The organism is Thalassobacillus sp. C254, from assembly GCF_001310615.1.
Genome location: NZ_BAXQ01000004.1, coordinates 142,096 through 167,120, shown reverse-complemented (window position 1 = coordinate 167,120; position 25,025 = coordinate 142,096). Strand labels below are relative to the sequence as shown.

Genomic DNA, 25,025 nt, shown 5'->3' with positions numbered 1-25,025 from the left:
TTTTTTAGTCTGGAGGTCCATTATTTCTTTTTTCTTCGAGCTGGCGTGTCTCAAGGTTCTCAAGCAGATTTTTGTTCATTTGCAAATCTTTGGACAGACGGTTCACTTTTTTCTTCCGCTTCTTTTACCGCATCTTCCGAAGCATCTCCCAGGCTTTGCTGGACAGCCTCTATTTTCTCAATTTCATTTTTTACTTGAATGGCCTTGGATTTAATTTTACTGTTTAATTCATCTCCGTATTTTTCAAGGTTAAAGAGGCGCTGGAGCATATGACGGCGGTCAGTACCTTTTAATGATAGAAATTCTGCAAACTTTCCTTGGGGAAGAACAACCGCCCGGGTAAAATCCTCAATGGATAAGCCAAGGAGATCTTCAATTTCCCTTCCTACCTCATTGGCTTTGTCTGCTAAAACCACTGGTTCCTCCGTAAGATCGAGAAGCCTGCACGTAGCTGTCCGTAATCGAGAGTCGCCGGTTCTTTTTAAAGAGCGCTCTGCTTTATAAGTTCGCAGACCAAGTGTAAAGGTAAGGGAAACAGCCAGGCTGTCTTCGGCATGGTTTAATATTCCCTGGGTATTATTAGGAGCTCTTTCTACCTTGCCGTAAAGAGCAAGTGTCATGGCGTCAAGCAAGGAAGATTTTCCGCTTCCTGTCGGACCGAAAATACCAAATACGCCTCCTTCGCACAGGTACTGAAAATCCACTGTCTGCTTTTCTCTGAAACTATGCAGACCCTGGACCGTTAACGAGATCGGCCTCATGATGTCACCTCTTCTTCCTCATTTACTAATTCGAGAAAAAGCCTCACTAAGTCTTCTTCTGGCTGGGCTCCTCCCGTCTGACGTTCGTAAAATTTGTAAAATAACTGATCAATAGGCACTTGGTCCCTTTTTTGTTCGTTTGTGGCCTTCTGCTCGGGAAAGATCGGGCGAATCGTCACAATTCCAGGGTACTCCTTGCGAAGACGATGTATTTCTTCCATAGAAGGTGTGTGCTCCAAATGTACTTCAAGGTCAATCCAGCTCTGGCTGTCTCTTTTCTCACTCATCCACTGATGAACTTGAGAGAGACCTTCTTTTGCCCGCCATCTTACTAATGGTTTTCCGCAAGAAAGGTGTACTTCTTTCACCATTGCTTCTCCACCTGGCTCTGCATCAATTATGGTTACTGATTTAGAGTATCCTGCTTCAGAGAAACTAAAGGCCAGAGGGGAACCGGCATACCTTGCTTTGCCAGGAGCCTTTTCACATTCTGAGGACGATGAAGGTGGCCTAGAGCTGTATACTGGACATTTTCCGGCAAACTTGTTGCCCGTATCGTATAGGCTCCCCCTACTTCAATGGGCCGTTCTGAGTCAGTGGCCGATCCACCGGCTACAAAAATATGGCTCATTGCTATATTGACATCTTTAGGGTCGAATGTCTTAGTCAGTTCACCAAAAATCTGTTTTATCCGATGATCATAAGCCTCCCGAAGCGTTTCTTCTTCTCCTTCTTCAACAAAGCTTTCCTTTAACCGGGATTCTGAAGGGTAAGGCAGGGAAGCAAGGTGCAGACGTTCCCCGCAGGAAGGGACCTCCAGATACGTTGTTTCTTTTGTCGGATAGCCAATAATAGAAATTGCCTGCTCCTTTGCCAGTGTTCTCGCTGCCGATAATCGCTCCGGGTGGTCATGGTTTCCCGCTATGATGGCAACAGGCCTTTTCCCTTTGTTTGAAAGGCGGGCCATACTTTCATAAAATAGCTGTTCAGCCGCTGCCGGCGGGTTTACAGAATCAAATACATCTCCAGCCATTAAAATGGCATCGACTTTTTCTTCTTCTACAATAAGAGCAAGTTCGTCAAAAAACTGCTCATGCTCTGCCAGTCTGTCTCTGCCTTCCAGCGTCCTGCCAAGATGCCAGTCAGCCGTGTGAAGTAATCTCATTTCTTTTATTCCTCCTTTCTTTCCGTGTGCATCGCAAGAGTACGGGAACCATCGAAGAAATATAAATAGGCCTCTTGTATTTTTTCGTTAAAAATTGATTCAAGAGCTTGCATGTATATACTGACTTGTGTTTGATAGCGTTCCCTCATGACCTGTTCCGCTTCTTCAAACCCTCCTGTAAACCGGTTCGTAATCTTGTCACTTTTGTAATCTACAAGAACAAGATCACCTTTCTCGTCTCTAAATAATAAATCGACCACTCCCTGGACTAATACTTTTTCGTCTTCTTCATTTTCATTCCAGTCCTGGTAAGCTTTTGAGGCGGCCATTGCAAAGGTAAAAGGAACCTCGCGTTCAACCATCCTCGCAGAGGAGACCCTTTTTCCTAGTTCAGAAGATAAAAATTGACCCACAGCCTCTGCATCTACACTGTCTGCTTGTTCTTTTGTTACAAGTTCTCTCTCCGTCATCATAAAGAGCAAGCGGTCAACCTCTTCTTTTGATATAGATGAACGAAGTGGAACGTGCTGCATTACGGCATGAATAGCGGTTCCACGTTCAGCCGGGGTTAACCGGGATCTCTGCATGAAGCGGGGACGTTCGGCAGTCTCTGATTTGAAATGCCCGATAAATTCCCGATCACTGTACTCGTCATCTATATCATGTTTGATTTCACTTACTGTCTGCTTGGATCGGTGTACCGAGGCTGACTGAAATTCATAATCCCATTCTAGACGGAAGCGGACCACTTCCTGATAGGGAGAAGATTCTTCTACGGGTTCTAGTCTTTTCACCTTGTTTTCAAGGAGAGTAGCAGCTGTTTCCTTTTTCTCTGGCAATTGCTGAAGCTCTTCTTGCTGCTTAATTTCGATTTTCCATTTGCTAGGGTCATTTTCAACGCCTTCGAGAACCTTTGCGTTCTCTTCTCCTCTTAGATCTGTGCCTGCTGAGTGCCTGAGCACAGCCGGCCCAATCCAATCCAGGTAAGAACTGCTTTTTGCCCGTTCTGCTGCTGGAAGCAGCCAATCCTCAATCGATACATGTTCCTGCCATTTTTGAAGAGATTTTTCTGCATCTTTTACCGTTCCCACAAGGTAAAGCTTTTCTTTCGCTCTTGTTAAAGCAACATATAAGACTCTCATTTCCTCCGCGATACTCTCTAATTTCATACGGTTTTTAATGGCAAGCTGAGGAAGAGTAGGATAGGATACTCTTAATGCAGGATCAATAAATTTCGATCCTAAACCAAGTTCTTTATGAAGCATAACGGTGCCCCTGACATCCTGCATATTAAACTGCTTGTTCATACCTGCAAAGAAAACGACCGGAAATTCCAACCCTTTACTTTTATGGACTGTCATAATTCGCACCACATCCTCCTGCTCTCCCAATGCGCGGGCTGCACCAAGGTCATCGCCTCGTTCCTGCATTCGTTCAATAAACCTAAGAAAACGAAAGAGACCACGAAAAGACGTTTCCTCATAGGCTCGAGCCCTATCATATAAAGCTCTTAGATTTGCCTGTCTTTGTTTTCCTCCTGTCAGTCCGCCGACAAAATCATAGTACCCGGTTTCTCTGTATAAATCCCAGATTAACTCTGAAAGGGATCCGCAACGGGCACTGGTCCGCCAATGAGTAAGACGTTCTAAAAAGAAAGTGACACGGTTTTTGAGAGCTTCATCTTCCATCTCTATGGATGCTATTTTCAGAGCCTCATAATAGGAACTTTTTCGATCCTTTATTCTTATTTGGGCAAGCTCTTCTTCATCCAGGCCAATGATCGGTGAACGTAAAACGGATGCAAGAGGAATATCCTGGTAAGGGTTATCTATCACTCTTAAGAGAGACATCATAACAGCGACTTCTACAGCCTCAAAGTATCCAGTACTAAGCTCTGCGTATACAGGAATGTTTTCCTTTTTAAATTCTTCCATCATCGTTGCAGCCCAGGGCATCGAACGCATTAAGATTACGACATCCCTGTATCTTATTTTTCTCATCGCTTTACTGTCTTTATCAAAAACTTCCTGGCCTGATTCCACAAGACCTTTGATTTTGCGCGCTATCCACCTTGCTTCAAGCTGTGCGGTTTCCAGTTCCTCTTCTAACTCTATCATCTCATTTTCGTTTTTGCTGGATTCGATTGGATCCCCTTTATTGATCACCGCAAGCTCTGCTTCAAAGCCAGCGCTTTGAGGGTAACTTGTGTTTCCCAGTCGTAGTTCGGCCGCTTGATCGTAAGGAATCTCTCCTACGCTTTCATCCATAATCTGCCGAAACAAAAAGTTGGTTGCATCGAGAACTTCAGAGCGGCTGCGAAAGTTCTTTGCCAAGTCGATTCTCCATCCCTCAGTATTATCTTCTTCCTGGTATTTTTTGTATTTTTGCAGGAATAAACCCGGTTCGGCCAGTCGGAATCGATAAATACTCTGTTTAACGTCCCCGACCATAAAGCGGTTATCTCCTTTAGAAAGAAGTGAAAGAATGGTTTCCTGAACGAGATTTGTATCCTGATATTCATCCACCATTACCTCTACGAAATAATCCTGATATTCCTTTGCTGCTTCAGAAGGCAGCCGTGTCCCATTTTCTCCAAATCCTTCGGTTAAAATAGTAAGACAGATATGCTCAAGATCAGAAAAATCAACCAGGCTTTTTCCCGCTTGGCCTCTTGATAACGACTTGAAAATTCTTTTACAAGCTTCACGAGATACCTAATGGAAGGTGCCATAGTCTTTACATCCTTGAGAAACACCTCTGGTGGACGGCTAAAGAGCCCTTCCTTTAATTCCTGGGTCTGTTTTTTTGCCCGCTCCCGCAAACTTTTGGCTTGTTCCTTCAGCTCATCAAGCACTCCTTCTGTTTTCCGGATTGTCTTGAGCTTTCCATAAGTAAATGTTTGAAATTTATCATAAAGTTCAGCCCAGTTATCTGCCTGCAAAAGTGATGAGATCTTTTCCAGGTCCTCTGAAAAATTTTCACCATATGGATGGGGCCCTCCAGGTTCATGTGTCACTTGCAATGCTTTTTCAATCCAGCTTTGAGCTCCCCTCAGCTGCGATTGAATATCTTGAAGCAATTCAGGAGTCCAGGGGAGGTCTTCTACCCGCTCAGCATCTGAAATATCATAGCGTGCAGCCATTTGATCCAGCCAGTATTCAGGAGAAGGATGGGACCTTGAAAAGTCATATAACCTTCTAACCAGGCTGCGAAGAGCATCATCACTTCGATCTCCGCTGTACATATCAACCAGCTTATAAAAACTAGAGTTACCTTCTATTCCGTACTCCTCTTCAAAGATATCCTCAATGATTTCTTCTCTCATCAGCTCTCCTTCAGTGTCATCGAGTATGCGAAACTTTGGATCGATATTCACTTTATAGTAATACTTTCTTATTACGTTCATACAAAAGGAGTGGAGAGTTGAAATATGAGCCCGGTTTAATAGAGAAAGCTGGCGTCTAAGATGAAGGGAACCAGGCTGCTTCTGGATTTCCTTATTAATCGCTTCCCCGATCCTGTTTCGCATTTCCGCTGCCGCTGCATTTGTAAATGTCACAATCAATAACCGGTCAACTTCCGCCTCATCATCCGGGTCAACAATCTTCCTGATAATTCTCTCTACCAGTACCGCTGTTTTTCCACTGCCGGCAGCTGCAGCCACCAATATATTGTTTCCTTTCGCATCTATAGCCTGCCATTGTTCATCGGTCCATACGGCATCCTTTGGCTTTGGTCTAACTTTCATCATTGTCACCGCCTTTCTTCCGAATCATTTCAAGGAGTTTATCTTCTTTATACTGGCAAGGGGCCTAAAGTCATTTGTCTCCATAGCAGGATCAAATTGGCAGACTGATTTATATGAACAAAATGTACAGGAGGTGTTTTGCTTTACTTTAAAAGGGTTTATCTCTACGTGCCCACTGGTAATCGACTCACCAATTTCCTTTACCTGTTTACGGAGAAACGTTCTCAAATACTCATAATCATCTGGATCAATAACGGAAGAGTTAGAATAAAATCCTCCACTTTTCTTCAAGCCTACCGGTATGATTTGTGAATGTCCGCTTTCGAGAGTCTGATCCATTTCTCTGATGGCATGTTCATCAGCTGTTAAGAGGCCTTTCATCTTAAACTTCTTAAAGAGTTCCCGTTCAATTTCTTCCATGCTCATTGTCTGCGTTGCCTGAACGATAGGATTATGAACGTGGAAGTACAAAACACCAGCCGGATCAGCTTTTTTACCAAGCCACTCTTCTGAAAATGAGATGACCACATCAAGGTAAATCAACATTTGCAGAGCCAGGCCAAAGTATACATCAGTCAGGCTGATATCTTTCTGGCTCGATTTATAATCAATGATCCGAAGAAGCAGGCCATCTTCTCCACTTGTTTTGTCCACTCGGTCAATACGTCCGACAACTTCCATCTTTGCTCCATTATCAAGTGAAAATCGAAGAGGCGGAAGCTCTTCCCCTGGACCAAACCCCACTTCCAGGCCAACAGGAGAAAAACCAGAGATCTTTGACTGTTCACTAAGAACAATGGAAGCTCTTGAAACCACTTCTTCAAGCTTTTCCTTTAAATAATAATGACGGTTAGAGCTTAAAAGAATTTCCCGCTGAATTTTTGGAGCAAGCTCATTGACAACTTCCTTGGCAAGATTACGACTCTCTTCCTTTGAAAGAGCAGCCCAGTCTTTATTTCTCAAACGAAGATGTTCTGCCACTTGCTTTAAAGCAGCATGAAACAGCTGGCCTACATCAGGGGCTTCAAGCCGATACGTATCTCTCTCTTTGAGAGAAAGTCCGTAGGAAACAAATTGTGAAAAAGCGCAAGATTGATGCTGCTCCATTCTCGATACACTTGTTTTAATATTTTGTCCATACAATTCCATGCTTGTCTTTCTATCAAGTATGCGAGTTGTATTTTGATAAAATAAGCTTGATAAGGTAATGCCGGCTCGCATACGCCAATGAGGAATTTCTGTATACCAATTGTAAATATCCCACCAAAACGAAGCCATTGGATAGCCTTTTTTCCAGGCCTGCATTTGGGTTGTTAAATAAGAGAGAGTTTTTCCCGGATTGCTGATAAAAGCTAACTGCTCATCTTCCTCTTCTTCATGAGGGTCGTTCATAAGCAGAGTTTCCTCCACGTCAGGAAACAGCTCTTTTACACGTTTAATTAACATGGAAGGCTGAAGGGCGCGCCCCTCCTCATCAGCCATAGGGTATGAGTAATAAAGCATCTCCGAAGGAGTAGCCTGTGCCAGGTAACTTAAAAATTGCTCATCAAGCAGCTGCCTTGTACTTCCTGGAGCAAGCTCCATCCCTTTACTTTCCAGCCACCCTCTCTCTTCATCATTAATGAGGCCATTTTCATCAGGACGGGCAGGTATGACCCCATCGTTTACATTCATTATAAATGTGCATTTAATTTGAGAAAGACGAGAGCGTTCCATGTCAGCAACGATCACCTGGTCCATCGCTGGGGGTACAAGTGCAAATCGCATACTTCTGCTCCTGAATCGAGCATGCTTTGAAACATTTTGAAAGATAACCTTTCATTTCCTGCCATTTCCACCATCTGGTCGAGAAGGTCAATTACAGCCCCCCACACCTGGTCATGCTCACGAGAATAGGCGAGATCCCCTGCCTGAGCCGCCTCATCTCTCATCTTCTCAAGCTTTTTGGGAACTTCCAACTCCTCAAGGAACAAGTAAAGTGCTGTGCACTTTTCTTCTATAGTCTCTGCCTTTTTTATTTTCCGTTCCAGCTTTAATAAAGGTACAGTCAGCTCTTTTCGCAGACGATTTATCTGATCTTCAAATTCTTGTTCTTTATCCGTTTTAACAAATTCACCTTCTGCGAGAGTACGAAAACGGCTGTATGTCCACGGTTCGTTTTCACGCCAGCGCTTACCTTGTATTCCATAAGCAAGGACATAATTTTCCAGTTCATCTACCTCTTCTCTCATCTCTTGTTTCCCGGCATCATATGGAAAGAGAAGATCGGTTTTGAAACACCTGAAGACCGCTTCATAACGCCAATTCCCCTGGATCACTTCAAGACTTGAACGAATAAGCTCAATTACCGGATGATTGAGCATAGATCGTTTCTGATCCATAAATAAAGGAATCTCATAATCTGTGAAAACAGTATCTAGAAGATCTCCATATTCATTTATGTTTCTCAGCAATATCGCTATATCCTGATACCGGTATCCTTCTTCCCTGACAAGGCGAAGAACTTCCCTCGCTACTCCCTCTATTTCCGCCCGGCGGTGAACGGCAGAAAAAATACGGACGGCATCCCCGCATGAAGCAGGTGACAGAGGTCTGGCCTCATAAGAATTCTCTAAATGAGCAAGGCAGCTTTCCCTGAAACGCTGCCCACTCTCAAATGTAACCACATCCTCCACTTCACAGCTTGTTTCTTTGCACAGCTGACGCAACGTTTGATAGGTTTGAGCCGTCATATGAAATAAATCAAGCTCATGGGGAGCTTCTATGTCATATGGTTTATCAAGGGTAAGAGCAATCGTAACCTTTGAGGCCTTAGCATTAACTTATCAAGCACTGAAAGTTCTTGGGGAGTAAAACTGTGAAAACCGTCGATATACACTTCCGCATTTTCTACAAACGAAGAATCCTGGATTTTTTCAGTTAAGAGCTGCAAGTAATCCTCTGTGCCAACGTAGGCGCCGGCCAGCTCTTCTTCCATTCGCTTAAAAATGACACTGACATCTTCCAGCTTATCAATCAATACTTGTTCCTGGGGAGTCACATTTTCCTTTGCTTCCAGCTCCCTCTTCTTCTCCACAAGAGCCTCGGGAGTCACCGCATATCTTTTGAATTCAGCCACCATCTGCTCCAGCTGTTCTATGAAGCCGCTTGTTTCTGTTGATTTAGTAAAAATAGAAAATCTTTCTTTTTCTCGCTCAACAATCTTGCGGAGCAGCATATGTATACCTGTTTGTTCCAGGTGATACCTTGCTGCCCCCCTGTTTCCTGGAGAACTCTCCATGCAAGGCGGGAAAAGCTGAACACTTGTGCTCTAACCATTCCTCCTGCAGATTTCACTAACTGATACTCTGACTGAAAAGTCATTTGGTCAGGTACTAAATAAATAATTGGCCGCCCGGCTGGTTCTTCCGCTAATTTTTGCTGAATCTCCTGTAAAATAGCTGTTGACTTCCCACTCCCGGAACGACCCAAATAAAACGATACCCCCATACTGTTCCTCCTTTTTCACGATCTTTATATTCGTCATCTCTGTTCACTTCAATTTATGATTAACATAATTATTACTTCGCAAAGAACGTTCGTTCTCATTTTAACATATCGTACAAGGTGTGGGTTTAAATCTTAAGACAAAGGGAATAAGAAAAAAACCTTTCTCAAAACATGAGAAAAAGTTTCCTGATTAACTGAAAGTGTGAGTTGATCAAAAAGGGTGTTAGTTATGAAAAATTATCACATTCTATTTATCATTGGAATGGGTTTATTTTTTATCTCCGTCTTCGTCACTTCAGATTTACGGTATTTTGAAATTTTCTTTTCCCTGGGAGCTGCTTTGTTTTTTATTTTATTTTACTTATATTTATGGAAGAGCAAAAGACAAGGTACTCTTGAAAATAACTATATTCCGCTCATTCTTTCTGTTCTGTCTGCTGTTTTTCTACTCGTATGCATCTATTATATCTTCCATAAACTAACGATTGCCTAAGGCAATCGTCTTTGTGCTTCGCTCATGTTCTGAACTTTTTGCTGGAAACGATAACGCAGGGACCAGGTAATAAAAGAAGCAAGCAATGACAAACCTGTGTAAAAAATTACCCAGGGAAGGTTTATAGTATGAAACAACATATTGCTTACAATCGGAAATATAATTAAGACTGCTAGCGGCATAATATAAAACCTTTTCAGCTTAGCTGTACCGTACACAGATACCGCAAAAATAAAAAAAGGTAAAAATGGAAATAGAATTTGCAGATCAGCCATGTTCATATAGCGCACCGTCCTTTCCCGTGTTTCCCCTATTATTCCATTTGGCTTCTGTTATATGTATGAAGGATGTAACCTTTTTTAAAGTAGACTCCTTAGCTCCTTTCAGTCCTTTTTATCTTTTCCTGCCGGGATATAAAAAAGGCTGTTTTTCGAATATTTTTCGAAAACAGCCTTTTTAATTTTTACTACACAATGAAAATCAAACCTTTCGCCTAATTTAGTCTCTCAACAAATAACCCGTTGTAGAATCTTTAATTATTTGAACGGCAGTTTCTTATTTGTTATATCACGGACTTCTTTTTAAAACGCTTGAATCCGCTTACGCTCAGATGACGGAATGGCCCATATCCATTAATCTTAATTGCTGCGGCTTTTTTTACTTCTAAAGAAGGATGGACGTACACTTGAATATCCTTCACTTCAATTAGGTGGTATCCTTCCGCTTCAACCGGCTTTTCAAAGCTTAATTCTACATCTATTAAAGAACGACTTGAACGGCCAAACGGCTGAAACGGGCTTAATGTGACAGCTCCCCCATTTTTCCTGATCCATTGCCGTGTTTCTGAATTTACATTTACAAGCATAAAAAATCCTCCTTACTATCATCAAAAAATTTTTACAAGACAAATTGTAACACATCATATTGCGATGATAAATAGAGATATAAAAAGATATAGTGCGTTATTTTCATCATCATCTGACATAATAATACCTTAGGCTATATATTTCGCTATTAACTTCAATAAAACAGAAATAATACAAATAATACACGATTACCTCACAGCTTTTTGTGGAGATAATTGGTAATTAACCGAAAAGCTTTTCCTTCAAAATCAGGCAGCGCTGTGACCTTATTTTTTGTTGCTATTTCTTTATATAATTGGTAATATATTAGCTAGGCAGTTGTCGAGGTTTAGCTTTTTTACTAGATTCATGCTTAACGAAAGGAGCGGACAGACGTTTTGTCAGCGAAAACAATAACAAACATACTAGCAGGCGTAGTTGTCCTGGGTCTCATTATTTATGCCATCGGCGGGTTTACCGGCGGAGACGACGATGACCAGGCAAGTGATGACGAACCTGCAACAACAGATGAAGCAAATGATGATCTAACGAGTGATGAAGTAGAAATGGATGCAGAGGAAGAAGAATTACAGGAAGTCAGTATCGAAAGCCCGGGTGGATATGGCATCAGCAGTTCTGATCCCCATGCTGCTGAAATCGGAAGTACTATATTAGAACAAGGCGGAAACGCTGCAGATGCGGTTATTGCGATGTCATTCACCTTAGGGGTCACAGAAAATCAGGCTCCGGCCTGGGAGGCGGGGGCGCTTCTCTTGTTTTGGAAGACGGGAATGTACCTGTTTTTTATGATTATCGTGAAACTGCTGCCAGCACGGACCCTGAAGATATGATTGCTGTGCCTGGGTTTGCCAGAGGAATGCAGGAACTTTACGATAACCATGCTTCAGGAAATTTTACGATCGAAGAGCTGATTGATCCTGCTATACAATTTGCTGAAGAAGGCTATATAATGGATGATTTGCAAGCCTTAGGGCTTGAACGGGCCGATTACCGCATTTCTGCCGACATGGCTCCCCCGTTGTTTCCTAATGGAACACCCGCTGTAGAGGGAACAACAATCATTCAGCCTGAACTTGCAGAAACTATGCGCACCCTTCAAAATAATGTCTTAACGACTTTTATGAAGGAGAGATTGCACAAAGCATAACAGAACAGGTAGACCACCTTTCTTCTGCAGACCTTCAAGGATATGAAGTGGAAACTCGCGAGCCTGTTCATGGCAATTTCGAAAATTATGATCTTTATTCAGCTCCACCTCCATTGTCTGGAATTACCTTTATTCATATTTTGGAGATGGCTGAAAGAATTGGCATTGAAGAGCTGATGGAGGATGAACCTAATTCAGAGTATGTGCATGTCTTGTCTGAGATTATTCGAGAAGCCGATTTTCAGAGAATGGAATTTATGGGAGATCCTAACTTCTATCCAGAAGAAGGATTTGAACATTGGAATTCCAATCATAATCCAATGCATCAGGACAGACTTTTAAGTAATGATTACCTTGATTATATGGTAGAAACAAGGCTTCCTAATCGTGATCGCTTTGAAGAAGTCAGACCGAGTGTTATTGATGAAGCCTCAGAATCTTCAGATACTACCCATATATCAGTTGTGGATGCTGATGGTATGGCCATCTCCACCACTCATTCTTTAGGGAACTTTTTCGGTTCAGGCATGATGGTGGAAGGCATGCTAATGAACAGTCAGCTGACTTCTGGTTTCAATACCACTGAGGGTTCTCCTAATGTGATTGAAGAAGGAAAACGCCCGAGAAGTTTTATTTCCCCTACTATTGTGGTAGAGGAGAATAATGAAGAAATTATGGTGATGGGCTCTCCTGGAGGAAACCGGATTCCAGCGATGATGGCACAAACTATGTTAAGACATGCCTACCTTGATGAAACCTATGAGGAAAGTGTAAATGCGAGTCGTTTCTTTGCAGAATATGACCCTGAAACTGAAGAAGACAGAGTAATTTTGGAAAGCCCGCTGCATGAAATCCCTGGACTTCGGGCAGATTTAGAAGAAATAGGCTACCTCACTACCGTTACTTCTTCAAGAACAGCATTTGGCAGCTTGGAAACTATTTATGTAAACTCCCTTGAAAACAAAGTTCAAGGAATTTCTGACTCAAGGCGTGCTGGAAGTGCTATAGTAGATGAAGTTGAATAATATGATGGAGTGATGATTGTGAAGCAATTGTTAGGGTATTCTCTATTCGTACTCATGCTGGTTACGTTTATGTTTTCTTTCAGACAGGATGAAGCTTGACATCCGAAGAAGAAAACCAAATGGACCAGATAAGGAATAATGATTTTCAACAACAGGAAGATATTATAGATATCCCTTAAGGGAATTGTAACATTATGTTCATTTTTCCCATGCCGCCCTTTCTTTTACACGGAAAGGGCGTCTTTTTTCACTTTTTTTCTACAACGTTACATAAAATACTTTTAATATAGGTCAGGTTGTTCATTTACTTGTCGCAAAGAGTGTTATATTATTGTTAAGGATTTACTCAACATAAATGTGTTTTGAGAAGGGAAAATAGGGTTAGTACTTATAGAGAGTATGTTACTAGGAGGATCATAACAATGACTTTAATGTTCTTGGCGTTTGCTCTTGTTATCATAGCAGGAGTAATCGAAAAGCAAAGAACCCAAAGAGCAATAGATTCAATTCCTCTGCGAGTGAATGTGAATGGTGTTCGGGGCAAATCAACGGTTACCCGTTTAATTACAGGGATTGTTAATGAAGAAGGTATAAGACAGTAGGAAAAACAACCGGGACAACCGCCCGGAAAATTTATTGGAACGGTGAAGAAAAACCAATCCAGAGAAAGCCTGAAGGGCCTAATATCAGAGAACAAAAAGAGGTTCTTCAAGAAGCATCCAAACTAAATGCTAACGCGTATGTAAGTGAGTGTATGGCAGTTAATCCTGATTATCAGATCACACTTCAAAATGAATTTCTTCAAGCGAACTACGGTGTCATCGTGAATGTGCTTGAGGATCATATGGATGTGCTTGGCCCTACTCTGGATCATGTAGCAGAAGCCTTTACCGCCACAATTCCTCATAATGGACACTTAATTATTAATAAGGGGCCTTATGAGTCCTATTTTCGTGTTCTCGCTAAAAAAAGAAACACAAAAGTCTATATTGCAGACAAGGATGCTATACCAGAGGATTACCTGAACAAATTCACGTACATGGTATTTCCTGATAACGTGGCAATCGGCCTTGCGTTTGCAGAAGCAGCAGGTATAGACAAAGAAACGGCTTTAAAAGGGATGCTAAATGCCAATCCAGACCCTGGCGCCCTTCGATTTCTCCCTTTTAAAGACAACCATGACAACGTGTCATATTTCATTAATGGGTTTGCAGCCAATGATGCAACCTCGACATTAAATATTTGGAAGCACATTGAGGAGTCGGATTATCCATCAGAAGAGCCGGTTATTATTCTAAGCTGCCGTGATGACCGGGTAGAACGGACGGAACAATTTGTCAAAGATGTTTTGCCAAAATTGCCTCCTCATCGGTTAGCCTTAATTGGATCCTTTACTCAACCTGTAGTCAATGCCTACAAGCGTGGAGAGCTTCCAGCTAAAGAGCTCATCAACCTAGAAGATAAAACAATCACTGAAATAGCAGACGTATTAATGGAACAAGCAAACAATACTACTCTGTTTGGATTGGGCAATATCAAAGGAGCAGGCGGAGAGCTTGCCGACTATTTCCAAAATAAATCCAAATCAGACGATTCAGTTAAAGAGGAGGCCATGTAGTGTTTGGTACAGATTTATATATCGCATTAATTGTGGGAGTTGTTTTAAGTTTAATTTACGCAGAAAGGACAGGCGTCATGCCGGCAGGGCTAATCGTTCCTGGTTACCTTGCCCTGGTATTTGACCAGCCTGTCTTTCTCCTTGTTGTCTTTCTTGTAAGCTTGCTTACTTATGTCATTGTCGCTCACGGGCTCGCGAGGATAACTACACTTTATGGCCGGCGCAAGTTTGCAGCCATGCTTTGTACAGGTATTGTACTGAAAGTGCTTTTTGATTACTTCTATCCGGTTCTCCCCTTTGAAATATACGAATTCAGAGGACTAGGTGTCATTGTTCCCGGATTGATTGCAAATTCAATTCAAAAGCAGGGCGTCATCCCTACCATTTCCAGTACACTTGTCCTCAGTGCTCTTACTTTTGCAATCATTACAGTTTATTACTTAATTTAGGGGTTTTAGATCATGGCAAAAAGAAGAAACCTTACTTATAAAGAAAAAGTGTTGGCAGCAGGAAAAAAACATAAGAAAAAAGCCCTTCCCCATTCTCTTATTGCCCTTGGCCTGTGTATTATTCTTTTAATCTCAGCTAGACTCTTAGAACCGGAGCCATCTGCCAGTGATGTTCCTGATACTGAAGGCTCAATCTTTACCGCTTCCATGGTTGGTGACATGATGATGGGCCGCCACGTTGAGGAAGTAATGAATAATCACGGGGATGACTATATTTTTGAACATGTGGCGCCAGTATTTGAGGCCTCTGACTATACGACAGGAAACTTTGAAAATCCAGTTATCTTAAACGAAGATGAATATGACTCAGCTGACAAAATTATTCATCTCTTCTCAAAGCCACGAGCAGTTGAAGCCTTACAGAATGCACACTTTACCACTATCAACCTGGCAAACAATCATATGATGGACTATCAGCTTGAGGGACTGGAAACAACTCTCCGAACGTTTTCCCGTCCGGAGGGAGCCAAGCCGGAGGATGATACACACTTAGATCCAGAATTAAGTGCCCTCCTTGAAGCAGAGCTTCCACAGTACGATGTCCAGGCAATAGGGGGAGGCAGAGACTTAGAAGATGCCATGCTTCCTTCCTATCATACGTATGATGTGAACGGCCAGGAATTAACAGTGGCTACTGTCGGCTTTAACGATGTCTTTTACTCTGCCATGGAACAAGCAGACGAAAACAGCCCAGGGGTATTAACGACAGATCCCAGCTACATTTCAGATACCTTGCAGGCCGTTGAGGCGGATCTTGTGATTGCCCATATTCACGCAGGACAGGAATACGACAGCGCTCCTACCTCTCGCCAAAAGGAACTAATGAGATTTATGGCAGATGCCGGCGCTGATATTGTGGTTGGTCACCATCCACACGTACTCCAATCTGTAGACATTTATAACGACAGCATCATCATGTATTCCATCGGAAACTTTGTTTTTGATCAAGGGTGGACCAGAACACGAGATACTGTCATCGCGAATTATCAGCTCCAGGATGACGGCCAGGCTACGTTGGAAATGCTTCCCTACCGTATATTCGAATCGCAGCCCAGACCTTTGACAGGAGCAGCTGCCGACCTGCACAAGCAGAGAATTTTCAGGCAGCTGACCAAAGATACTACTCATACTGAATTTATCCGTGAAAATGATGAACGTCTCATCTTTGAAGTCGATCATTCACATGTTATTGAACGAATGAATGAGCCTGATGAAGAGGAAAACGCTCCTCCTGAACAGTCAGAAGAATCATTGGAGGAGGAATATGATATAGAACCACCTCAAGAAACAGAAGAGCCGCAGCAGCCAAATGAAGGTATTATTGAAGATGAACCTGTTGAGGAAGGACCAGCAGACGGTCAAGATGAAGGACACTTTTCACCATAAAAACCTGGCGAATTCTCGCCAGGTTTTTTCATTACTGTTTAACTGTGATGTCTTTATTTTCTTTTCCAAAAATGGCTCTCCACCCTTCAATGGCAAGAAAAATACAAAGAACGAATAATATGAAGGCGCTTACTACTAAAAACATATTACCGGCCAGCAGGTTATTATACATTAAGACGCCAAGTGCGGCTACTGTGACAACAAACATAAAAACCATTGGAATTGCTGTGTAAAATGCCTTTGCTCCCTGCTTTGAAAGCCATACCGTAATAGCAAGAAGGGCCAGGGCTCCAAGCATTTGGTTGGCAGCTCCAAACAGAGGCCAGACCGTTGACCATGTACCGGTTAATGCCAGCGCACCAGCTCCGACTAACCCCAGGGAAGTAGCAGCATGATTATTCTTGAATGCTTTTGTTCTCCCCTCACCAAGCTCCTGTATCGCATAACGCATTAACCTTGTAGCTGAATCCAGCGTAGTTAACAAGAATGCTGAAGCGGTAAGAGCTGTAAAAGTCACGGCAGTCGCTTCAGGTATTCCCCAGTGTGACATAAAAAATCCAATGCCGGCCGCAAATGTTCCGATTGGACCCCCAAGAGCATCCATCCGTGCGGCAAAATCAGCCTGAGTTAAATAGGCAACACTTCCAATGGCTATAATGGCAAGAAATCCTTCAAGAAGCATCCCGCCATAGGCGATGAATTTTCCATTTTTCTCATTATCCAGCTGCTTTGCCGTAGTACCGGAAGAAACAAGGGAATGGAATCCGGAAATTGCTCCGCATGCGATGGTAATAAATAAGATAGGAAACAAAAATCCCAGTTCCGGATTCACAAATCCTGTATAGGCTGGAAGCTGCATCATAGGTGCTGCAATTAATATACCGATCGCAGCTCCAAAAATCATCCCGTATAAAAGAAATGAGTTAAGATAATCTCTTGGCTGCAGCAATACCCAAACAGGAAGTATGGAAGCGACATAAGCGTATACCAGCAGAATTACTGCCCATACATTTGCTGATAATGAAACCGGAAACAAAATTCCCATCCACACACAAAATAACATGACTAAAACTCCGAGGATGGTGGCACCCAGTAAGTTTATTTTAAGCTGATTTACAAGAAAACCAAATATAATAGCAACCGTTAAAAAACAAAATTGAAGCCGTGGCTGCCTCGGGCACAGCTACAAATGTATCCGCTACCAAAATAACAAAAACTCCGACGATCAAAATCAATGTGGCAATGGAAAATGTAAGAAACAGAAGCTGTCCTCGATTGCCGATGTATTCCTTAATAATCGTACCAATGGATTGAGCCTTATGTCTTATGGAAGCCTGTAAAGAGGTATAATCATGAACACCACCTATAAATATACTTCCTACGATTATCCAAATGACCGCAGGCAGCCACCCAAACAAAGCTGCTGACACTGGTCCTACAATGGGACCTCCCCCGGCTATTGTGGCAAAATGATGGCCAAGGAGGACTGGCTTTTTTGCCGGGACGTAATCCACGCCATCATACATGGTTGAAGAAGGAGTTTCTCTTCCTGGATCTACTTTCATTTGTTTTTCTAAAAAGCGGCCATACGTAAAGTAAGCAATAATAAAAATGACTCCTGAAATTAACAGCAAGGTTAACAGGTTCATGAATATTTACTCCTTTCCTAGAGCAAGGTATCAAACACGTAAACCAGCTCTCTCCCTTTTTTATGGATATAAATTTCTTTTTCTTTAACTTGAACAATGGCAATATATAAATCGGCCACCCATCTTTTCCATAATTTAAAAATTTGATTTTTCGGAAACGCCTTGCCATTTTTTTTGCTTCATTGGCTACCTCTCCTTCTGTTACAAGGACCCCTGCAAACATCGTTGACATATGCTCTCCTTGGTTTGGGATGAAACTTCTCATATGAGTAAGCATGGATTCTGTCATCCTTTTTATGTCTTTTGCTGTAATATGCTCTATTTCTTTTACAAACAAAAAGTGCTGGTTTTGCACCTCATACACTCTAACTTTCTTTGTTAGAAAGTACTTTTCGTCTTTCCGGTGATACTCTGCAGTAAAGGAGAGGGGTTCGTTTCCCAGCTTCGTATCTCTATACACATTGTATTGATTCGTCATTCTATTTGCAGCTTCTGTTATTAGCCCCTGCACCTGATTATTCAATCTTCTCCCCCATATATTTGTTTAAATCTTCAGTCAATTCACAACCTCCCTTTCTCTCCTTTCTTTATAATCATTAGAAAATATTTCGACATTAAACCTTCTGTTCCTTTTCCTCGAACAAATAAATTTTATGAGTATATTAAAGGGGTTACATCCCATAAAAAAAGATGCTACTCTTTAGCATCTTGTCAGTCCTGTATAAAAGTCCTTTGAATGATTATATCGTATCTTATTTCTTTTTTCGGCGAAGGCCGGAAACGTGCAAGTGCTCAAATGGCCCATATCCTGTAATGTGCATTTTTACATCTTTTTTCTCTTCGAGTCCCTTGTGCACATACACCAGGACGTCATTAACAACCACTTTGTTATAAAAACTTTCCTCTTCAGGTGTCTCATGAGAAAGTATTGTATCTACTGATTTAGATTGCACCACCCCATGCAGAGGGTGAAAAGGATCTATAGTAACTGCTCCGCCTCGTTTCATTATCCAGGCCCGCGTTTTGGCATTCATGTTGATTTTCAATGTTTCTCTCCTCCTTTACAGGCATTTCTTTATGTTATTCTATGTTATAAGTAAATACCCTGCGTTATGAGGAGAAAAACTTGTATTTTTTTATTAATTTGTTTGTATATGAGGATTTTCGATTATTTTCCCCATTAAATCGGTATTACTCTATCATTTTTTTGTACAGGTCAGCATTTTCTGCATCAAAGCACACAAAATAGATCTCCATTTCTGTTCCTTTCTTTTTTAGCATTTCTTTCACTGTCTTAATAGCCAAAGGAGCAGCCAAATCTTTGGGATATTTGTAAACCCCCGTGCTTATATTAGGAAAAGCCAGACTATCAGCCTATATTCAACGGCAAGCTCAATAGATTTTTCGTAACAGCTTTGTAGTTTTTCAGCTTCTCCTCTGGTACCTCCCATCCATACAGGTCCGACTGTGTGGATGATATAATCAGCTGGAATGTCCCCAGCACTCGTAATCACCGCACTTCCAGTAGGACAATAACCTATTTCCCGGCATTCTTCCATGATTGCGGGGCCTCCTGCCTGATGAATGGCACCGTCTACTCCTCCTCCTCCTTGTAAGCCATTATTAGCAGCATTAACAATAATATCGCATGCGATTGTTGTGATATCTCCATGGATGACCTTAAGCTGTGTCACTTTCTTTCACTCCCTCTTTTAGAGTCCATCTCTTTTCTTACAGACATACTGTACTCTTCGTCTTTTATTTTTGCAAGGTTTCCTTATCCCCGGTAAACTAGAAGATAACTGATTAATTGAAGAGGTGAAACCATGTCTGATCAAGAAAAACCTGTTTACCTTATGAACATGACCTGGAAAAACGTCTTATTTGCCCATTGGAGCTATCCTGTGGAAGAATTACAGCAAATTTTGCCTGAAGGAATGGAAGTAGATACATTTGAAGGGAGAGCTTATGTAGGAATTGTTCCCTTCTTCATGGAAGATGTACGAGCTCGTTTCATGCCTCCTCAAACTTCTTTTGCGTTTCCAGAACTCAATCTGCGGACATATGTGAAAGTTAATGGCGAGAAAGGTGTATATTTTTTTAGTCTTGATGCTTCAAATCCTCTTGCTGTGGAACTAGCCAGACGACTTTTTCATTTAAATTATTATCATAGTGCATTCTCATGTGAAACCAACGGGGATGATACTCGCTACGTTCATCAGCGCCAAAAAAGTCCTGCTCGTTTTGTCGGCCAATACCAGCCAGAGGGCGAAGTATTTTATTCTAAGCCCGGGACCTTGGAGTATTTTTTAACAGAAAGATACCGCCTGTTCTCCTCTTCAGGCAGCCAGCTGTTTAAAGGGGATATTCATCACTCACAATGGCCCCTTCAAAAGGCATCCATGTATCTAAAGGAAACCAGTTTATTTGAAGTCAATTCGTTAACGATGCCAGAAGAAAAGCCTCATCTTCTTTATTCAAAAGGTGTACACGTTCTGGCCAACCGTATAAGAAAAGTACCTGACTCGGCTCCTATTGTATAGAAAAAATAAAAAGACCTGTCATCTGATGCGAGGATGACAGGTCTTCTTTCTACTCACTCTTCTACAATTTTTAATCCCTTTTTGCCAAAGGCATAGTAAATACCATGCTCTAAGGTTTGAAAACAGTCCAGCCTGGATAAATCTATATTCTTCTGAGCCATGATAATACTTAATTCACCGGAGATTCCAACTAAAATAGTTTTTGTTCCTATTAATGAGGTGGCAGCAGCCAACTTGTCTATTAAGGTGGAAGTATGAGGTGTAAGGTTACGGTCAAGGCCGGTTAAATCCAAAATAAGATACTTTGCTTTATATGCCGGAAGGTTATTCAGTGTTTTTCAATCAGCTCTTCCATTCTCTCTTCATCATACTTTCCTAAAAGAGGAACGACCACAATGCCCTCAACCACTGGAATCATAGGAGAAGAGAGGGTCTTCACCAGGGTCTGCAGCTCATCTGTTTTGCTTTCGACCAGTTCTTCTAATCTTGCTATTTCTTTCGCTTCCCTTGATCTTATCAGCGCATGAATGTTTTCTTTTACTGTTATTGACGACGGAAAATACTCTACAATTGTATGCTCATGTCCTTCAATTTGGTACTGCTTCACTGAATACCAGATGTTTTCAGCAAAGAGACCACTGAAGATCCCGGCGTAATGAGCCGGAAGAAATGTTCCTCCAGTTTGTTTCCCCTGAGCTATATTTATTTTATATTCCCAGTCATCTTTCAAGTGCATGATAGCAGTCTGTTCTTTAACATTTACATCCACCACGACAGCTGATCCCCATCCCGCTGATCCGTAGGTTTGGGTGATAAGGTTTGCAGCTTCCTCAGTACTGACCTGTTTAATGTTTTGAAAATACTCTCCTACCACTAATCCTTGCCTAAAGCCAGTGGTCTCAAGAACAACATTGGCCGGTTCCTTGCCGGACACTTCTTCGATGGTATCAAAAAACTCTTTCATTGCTGTAGATATCCAGAAAAGGACCGAATCCTCTCCTTCAAATAAAAAGCGTCCTTCTTTCGTATTCCAGCCAAACTGCAAATTATTGATGTTTATTTCATGGTTAAGCTTCATTCTTTACAGCCTCCTATTCTTCCACTGACCAGCAAGGAAATACCATTAAAAAAAGCATAACCTGCAAGTTATGCTTTTTTATCCTGCTCTTTACTTTAAAGCATCTGTCAGGGAAGGAACAATCTGTTTCTTACGAGATACTACGTCCTTTAGTGTTGCCCTCTTGTTATCCAATGTTACATTAAATGCTCTTTCTACTCCTGCAGCTTCTTTACCAAGGGATAGCACTACTGAATCATTTTCAAGTATATCAGTCACAACAAAGACAAACAAATCCAAATTCTTTTCTTCAATTACTTTTGAAATAGCTTCTTCCAATTCATCTTGCTGTTCAAGGACTTCCTCAGCATCTACAGTGTTCACTTGTGCGATTTCCACTTTGGCATTTCCCATTTGAAATTCTTTTGCATCAAGAGAAATCAGCTCTTCAATAGACTTATCACTTAAGTCAGCTCCTGCTTTAAGCATTTCCAGTCCATATTCTTCACTGTTTACGCCAGCAATGTCCGCTAATTCTTTAGCTGCATCAATATCTTCCTGGGTACAAGTCGGTGACTTAAATAGTAGAGAATCAGAAATAATAGCAGACAGCATAAGGCCGGCAATATTCTTTGGAATGTCTACGCCTGTTCTTTGTATAATTTCTTTAGAATTGTTGCTGTACATCCAACAGGTTCTGCACGGTAATACAAAGGATCGCTTGTTTCAAAGTTTGAGATTCTATGGTGATCAATGACTTCCACCACTTTTACCTCTTGAATGTCATCTGCACTTTGCTGGCGTTCGTTGTGGTCTACTAAAATAACGTCCCCACCCTCGTTTGCAACCGTTTCCACATAACGAGGAGCTTCTGCATTAAAATAGTTAAGCGCATATTCAGTCTCTCCATTAATAGAGCCTAAGCGAAGCGGCTCAGCCTCCACTCCGATCTGCTTTTTTAAATCAGCATAAGCAATTGCTGAACAAATTGTGTCGGTATCAGGATTTTTGTGTCCAAAAATAAGTACTTTTCCCATGGGACCACTCCTTGCTAAGTATTATGATATGAATTCTCAACTTTCATTCTATCACGTTTTGCAAACTGGGTCTTGGTTTGATTGTACTTTGTTCCTGAAAAAATGAGTATGTATCACCCACTCTTTTTGGGCCAGGGAGTGCTCCATTCCAGTCATTACAAAAGTTTATATGAAAAAACCCTTTGTCACTGGAAGTCTCTCCAAAAACAAAGCTGATCTCATAGTTAATGAGCGAATTGCTGTTTAGCTTTCTGTTCTATTTTCTTAATATAATGAAAGACTTTCTCTTCTCTTCTCTTATACTCGCTGATTTCCGTTACTCTGTGCAGCTCTCTATATTTAGCCCGGATTTCAAGTAATCCAATTACAAACTCATTTACCTTCTTTTTCTTTAAGAAGACTTCAATTGGCAGATTCTCCGCATAAGCCTGCTCCTTCACAGCCTTATACTCCTGAATGTCTATAAAGTCCAAAAGTAGACTCCCATTTTCCACTAGGGATGTAATTTCATTTACTTCAAGCACCTCTACTAATATTTCAAGGGCTTTTCGATCATCATTGTTTCCTTTAAACTGGTTTCTTTCTTCTTCAAGTGCCATTGAGGACCGTCCATGTTCCACCCTTAGTGTCCTTGCTTTATTACAAATAATTACCTTGAAATTCTGTTCTTTTAAGTTTATATGAAAGGTTCCAAAAACTACCTCAGTTAACAGTGATGCCTGTTCCATTTCTCGCTGCACCTTAATAAATTGCTCGGTAATATTTACCACTGACATCATCACCTCAGTTTGTTTTTTTTATTATAAAATAAAGTACAGTAAAATTAAAATAGTTTTTGGAGATTTTTTCACTCTTTTACACATTTTTTCCGTAATATGATTCCACCACTTTTCTGAAGACATAGAAAAAAGATGTGGGCTCTTTCCACACCTTTTTCAATTTGTGACCATTTCGCCTTGTATGATATAACGATCAGGAGCGTTACCTATATAATCAAACGGGTAACAGGTTGTAAGAGTAAGTGTTGGTGTCTCTTTGTCGACAATCACCGTTCTGTCCTCAGCTCCAGTAATCCATATGTCCTTAACAGCATACTCGTACACCTCATTCTCATACTCTATAAACAAAGAATCTCCTTCCTTCACATCACCTAATGCGGTAAATACAGTATCTCTATGCCCGCTTACTACTGTATGTCTGAACTCATCTGGAGTCGTAGTCCATTCGCTTACATACATTCCAACACCCTGATCGAGTGTTTCCTCATCTGCTCCCCAATACACAGGGTAGCCTGTTTCGATAGACGGTATCTTTAACTGGGCCATCTCTTCCCCAGTTGTAAAATTCTCCACTTCATCACTCATTTGAGGATCTTGATGTTCTATGTTCTCGCTTGGAGCGACTGCATGAGCTGACAGTTCCTCACTTTCTTCGGAGGGTATCTTGATTACAGCCTGGGAACTACTATACCACTGATACCCATAGAAAGCTGCCATGCTCAGGCCCAGCCCGATAATAGCAATAAGTATTTTTTCCATGCCAACCTCCTTTTTTCTATTTTTTCAAAAATTATAGCAGAAATAAACCCATATCTTTCAATTTTTTTCTTTTCATCTGCTGTACTACTCTTAGAATAAATTATATATAATTAAACAGCTCGGTAAGCCTGGTCACTTCAAATTCCGGAGAGACATGAACTGGATTATTTCTTTTTCCCCTGTTAATCCAGACTGCTTTAATACCTGCTTTCTGCGCTCCTTGCACATCATCTTTCAAAGAATCCCCCACATGAAGAACTTCTTCCGGCCTGCAGCCTGCTTGCTTTAACCCTTCTTTAAATATTTCTACTCGTGGCTTATAAGCACGCACATCTTCACTGGTTATCAGTCCCTCTACATGAAGGTGATGGAAGTCGGCTGCCTTTTCTAAATCCAGCTTGTCAATATTTGAAAGAATAAAGACAGGAACCTTAACTTCTTTTAAAAACAGTTCAGCATCTTTATATATTTCAGGTCTTTCCCAGTAGTCAAAAATAAATTGGGCGTGTTTATCAGCATCAAGCTCAGCGTCGAAATAATCCAATGTTTCTTGTAAGGAAATAATTTCAATTTCTCGCTGTCTCAAAAATCTTCCCCGTAGCTTTCCTCAAACATCTCAGAGAAGCGGTTCCACCAGTACTCATTTACCTCCTGCCAGGTACAAGGATTGTTTGCCCGGTCAGCTGTTTTTTTGCTGATTTCCTTAATCATCTCGTTATCCTCAAAAACAATGGTGCCAAAAAAATCTAAGAATATCGCTTTCGTCATTAACGTATGACTCTCCTTTTCTTTTCATTTAATCAATTAGCAGGACCACTTTTTCTCCCATCTCTTTTTTCTTACCCTTTTTTCATAGATGGTTAGCAGCTATTTTTCTGCATGAAAAGGAAGTGGTTCTTACAATTAAAGAAATGGCATCCTCAGGGAGCAGACATACGATCACTTGATTTTATGTAAGGACCCCTAACGTTGAGGCAGTTTCAGGAAAAAGAGA

The 25,025-nt window shown here is 41.4% G+C and carries 15 protein-coding genes and 8 pseudogenes; 7 read left to right on the top strand and 16 right to left on the bottom strand.

Annotated elements, in window-relative coordinates; genetic code table 11:
• Positions 1–59: 59 nt before the first annotated feature.
• The 5 genes and pseudogenes from JCM19033_RS06880 to addB all read right to left on the bottom strand — a co-directional run bounded on the left by JCM19033_RS06880 (position 60) and on the right by addB (position 9,163).
• Entirely contained in the window at positions 60–761 is a 702-nt protein-coding gene (locus tag JCM19033_RS06880) for an AAA family ATPase (RefSeq protein WP_054635765.1), read from the bottom strand.
• A pseudogene (locus JCM19033_RS06875) lies at positions 758–1,926 on the bottom strand (exonuclease SbcCD subunit D). The gene JCM19033_RS06880 and the pseudogene JCM19033_RS06875 overlap by 4 nt, the downstream one beginning before the upstream one ends.
• A gap of 5 nt (positions 1,927–1,931) precedes the next feature.
• Positions 1,932–4,577, bottom strand: coding sequence for a helicase-exonuclease AddAB subunit AddA (gene addA, locus JCM19033_RS06870; protein WP_374701208.1), 2,646 nt, complete (start codon positions 4,575–4,577; stop codon positions 1,932–1,934).
• A complete protein-coding gene (locus JCM19033_RS28005) occupies positions 4,532–5,677 on the bottom strand; it encodes a UvrD-helicase domain-containing protein (RefSeq protein WP_374701206.1) in 1,146 nt (381 codons plus the stop codon). The genes addA and JCM19033_RS28005 overlap by 46 nt, the downstream gene beginning before the upstream one ends.
• Positions 5,678–5,698: 21 nt before the next feature.
• A pseudogene (addB, locus tag JCM19033_RS06865) lies at positions 5,699–9,163 on the bottom strand (helicase-exonuclease AddAB subunit AddB).
• Between the two features lie 229 nt (positions 9,164–9,392).
• Between addB and JCM19033_RS06860 the strand changes: the two are divergent.
• Entirely contained in the window at positions 9,393–9,656 is a 264-nt protein-coding gene (locus tag JCM19033_RS06860) for a hypothetical protein (RefSeq protein WP_054635764.1), read from the top strand.
• Here JCM19033_RS06860 and JCM19033_RS06855 read toward each other — a convergent pair.
• Positions 9,653–9,931, bottom strand: coding sequence for a DUF2651 family protein (locus JCM19033_RS06855; RefSeq protein ID WP_198153432.1), 279 nt, complete (start codon positions 9,929–9,931; stop codon positions 9,653–9,655). The genes JCM19033_RS06860 and JCM19033_RS06855 overlap by 4 nt on opposite strands.
• A gap of 287 nt (positions 9,932–10,218) precedes the next feature.
• Complete coding sequence (locus JCM19033_RS06850; protein WP_054635762.1) at positions 10,219–10,521, bottom strand: CC/Se motif family (seleno)protein; 303 nt, start codon at positions 10,519–10,521, stop codon at positions 10,219–10,221.
• Between the two features lie 378 nt (positions 10,522–10,899).
• Here JCM19033_RS06850 and JCM19033_RS24125 point away from each other — a divergent pair, with 378 nt between their 5' ends.
• From JCM19033_RS24125 to JCM19033_RS06820, 5 genes and pseudogenes are all read left to right on the top strand, one after another.
• Positions 10,900–11,352, top strand: coding sequence for a gamma-glutamyltransferase (locus JCM19033_RS24125; protein ID WP_054635761.1), 453 nt, complete (start codon positions 10,900–10,902; stop codon positions 11,350–11,352).
• Positions 11,280–12,694, top strand: a pseudogene (locus JCM19033_RS06835) (gamma-glutamyltransferase). Before JCM19033_RS24125 ends, JCM19033_RS06835 begins: the two are co-directional and overlap by 73 nt.
• Positions 12,695–13,116: 422 nt before the next feature.
• Positions 13,117–14,312, top strand: a pseudogene (gene pgsB / locus JCM19033_RS06830) (poly-gamma-glutamate synthase PgsB).
• Positions 14,312–14,761, top strand: coding sequence for a poly-gamma-glutamate biosynthesis protein PgsC (gene pgsC, locus JCM19033_RS06825; protein ID WP_054635758.1), 450 nt, complete (start codon positions 14,312–14,314; stop codon positions 14,759–14,761). Before pgsB ends, pgsC begins: the two are co-directional and overlap by 1 nt.
• Positions 14,762–14,773: 12 nt before the next feature.
• A complete protein-coding gene (locus tag JCM19033_RS06820) occupies positions 14,774–16,207 on the top strand; it encodes a CapA family protein (protein ID WP_054635757.1) in 1,434 nt (477 codons plus the stop codon).
• A gap of 31 nt (positions 16,208–16,238) precedes the next feature.
• Here the strand turns inward: JCM19033_RS06820 and JCM19033_RS06815 are convergent.
• The 3 genes and pseudogenes from JCM19033_RS06815 to JCM19033_RS06805 form a co-directional block, all read right to left on the bottom strand.
• A pseudogene (locus tag JCM19033_RS06815) lies at positions 16,239–17,856 on the bottom strand (carbon starvation protein A).
• A gap of 752 nt (positions 17,857–18,608) precedes the next feature.
• Complete coding sequence (locus JCM19033_RS06810) at positions 18,609–18,902, bottom strand: CC/Se motif family (seleno)protein (RefSeq protein WP_054635756.1); 294 nt, start codon at positions 18,900–18,902, stop codon at positions 18,609–18,611.
• 145 nt (positions 18,903–19,047) lie between these two features.
• A pseudogene (locus JCM19033_RS06805) lies at positions 19,048–19,550 on the bottom strand (O-acetyl-ADP-ribose deacetylase).
• A 132-nt stretch (positions 19,551–19,682) separates the two neighbouring features.
• Here JCM19033_RS06805 and JCM19033_RS06800 point away from each other — a divergent pair.
• Positions 19,683–20,399 (top strand): YqjF family protein, encoded by a 717-nt coding sequence (locus JCM19033_RS06800; protein ID WP_054635755.1) that lies wholly within the window; start codon positions 19,683–19,685, stop codon positions 20,397–20,399.
• Positions 20,400–20,452: 53 nt separating this feature from the next.
• On the opposite strand, the pseudogene JCM19033_RS06795 reads toward JCM19033_RS06800, so the two are convergent.
• From JCM19033_RS06795 to JCM19033_RS06770, 6 genes and pseudogenes are all read right to left on the bottom strand, one after another.
• Positions 20,453–21,477, bottom strand: a pseudogene (locus tag JCM19033_RS06795) (STAS domain-containing protein).
• A gap of 90 nt (positions 21,478–21,567) precedes the next feature.
• A pseudogene (locus JCM19033_RS06790) lies at positions 21,568–22,493 on the bottom strand (manganese-dependent inorganic pyrophosphatase).
• 224 nt (positions 22,494–22,717) lie between these two features.
• Positions 22,718–23,263: a hypothetical protein gene (locus JCM19033_RS06785; RefSeq protein ID WP_054635754.1), complete on the bottom strand. Its 546-nt coding sequence runs from the start codon at positions 23,261–23,263 to the stop codon at positions 22,718–22,720.
• 165 nt (positions 23,264–23,428) lie between these two features.
• Positions 23,429–24,031 (bottom strand): class D sortase, encoded by a 603-nt coding sequence (locus JCM19033_RS06780; protein WP_054635753.1) that lies wholly within the window; start codon positions 24,029–24,031, stop codon positions 23,429–23,431.
• Between the two features lie 100 nt (positions 24,032–24,131).
• Positions 24,132–24,617 carry an HAD family hydrolase gene (locus tag JCM19033_RS06775; protein ID WP_054635752.1) on the bottom strand — a complete coding sequence of 162 codons (486 nt, stop codon included), beginning with the start codon at positions 24,615–24,617 and terminating at the stop codon, positions 24,132–24,134.
• Entirely contained in the window at positions 24,614–24,799 is a 186-nt protein-coding gene (locus JCM19033_RS06770) for a hypothetical protein (protein ID WP_054635751.1), read from the bottom strand. The genes JCM19033_RS06775 and JCM19033_RS06770 overlap by 4 nt, the downstream gene beginning before the upstream one ends.
• Positions 24,800–25,025: the final 226 nt, after the last annotated feature.

Coding starts and splice junctions, on each gene's coding strand:
- JCM19033_RS06880 (WP_054635765.1), bottom strand. CDS start 761: ATGAGGCCGATCTCGTTAACGGTCCAGGGTCTGCATAGTTTCAGAGAA.
- JCM19033_RS28005 (WP_374701206.1), bottom strand. CDS start 5,677: ATGATGAAAGTTAGACCAAAGCCAAAGGATGCCGTATGGACCGATGAA.
- JCM19033_RS06860 (WP_054635764.1), top strand. CDS start 9,393: ATGAAAAATTATCACATTCTATTTATCATTGGAATGGGTTTATTTTTT.
- JCM19033_RS06855 (WP_198153432.1), bottom strand. CDS start 9,931: ATGGCTGATCTGCAAATTCTATTTCCATTTTTACCTTTTTTTATTTTT.
- JCM19033_RS06850 (WP_054635762.1), bottom strand. CDS start 10,521: ATGCTTGTAAATGTAAATTCAGAAACACGGCAATGGATCAGGAAAAAT.
- JCM19033_RS06820 (WP_054635757.1), top strand. CDS start 14,774: ATGGCAAAAAGAAGAAACCTTACTTATAAAGAAAAAGTGTTGGCAGCA.
- JCM19033_RS06800 (WP_054635755.1), top strand. CDS start 19,683: ATGTCTGATCAAGAAAAACCTGTTTACCTTATGAACATGACCTGGAAA.
- JCM19033_RS06780 (WP_054635753.1), bottom strand. CDS start 24,031: ATGGAAAAAATACTTATTGCTATTATCGGGCTGGGCCTGAGCATGGCA.
- JCM19033_RS06770 (WP_054635751.1), bottom strand. CDS start 24,799: ATGACGAAAGCGATATTCTTAGATTTTTTTGGCACCATTGTTTTTGAG.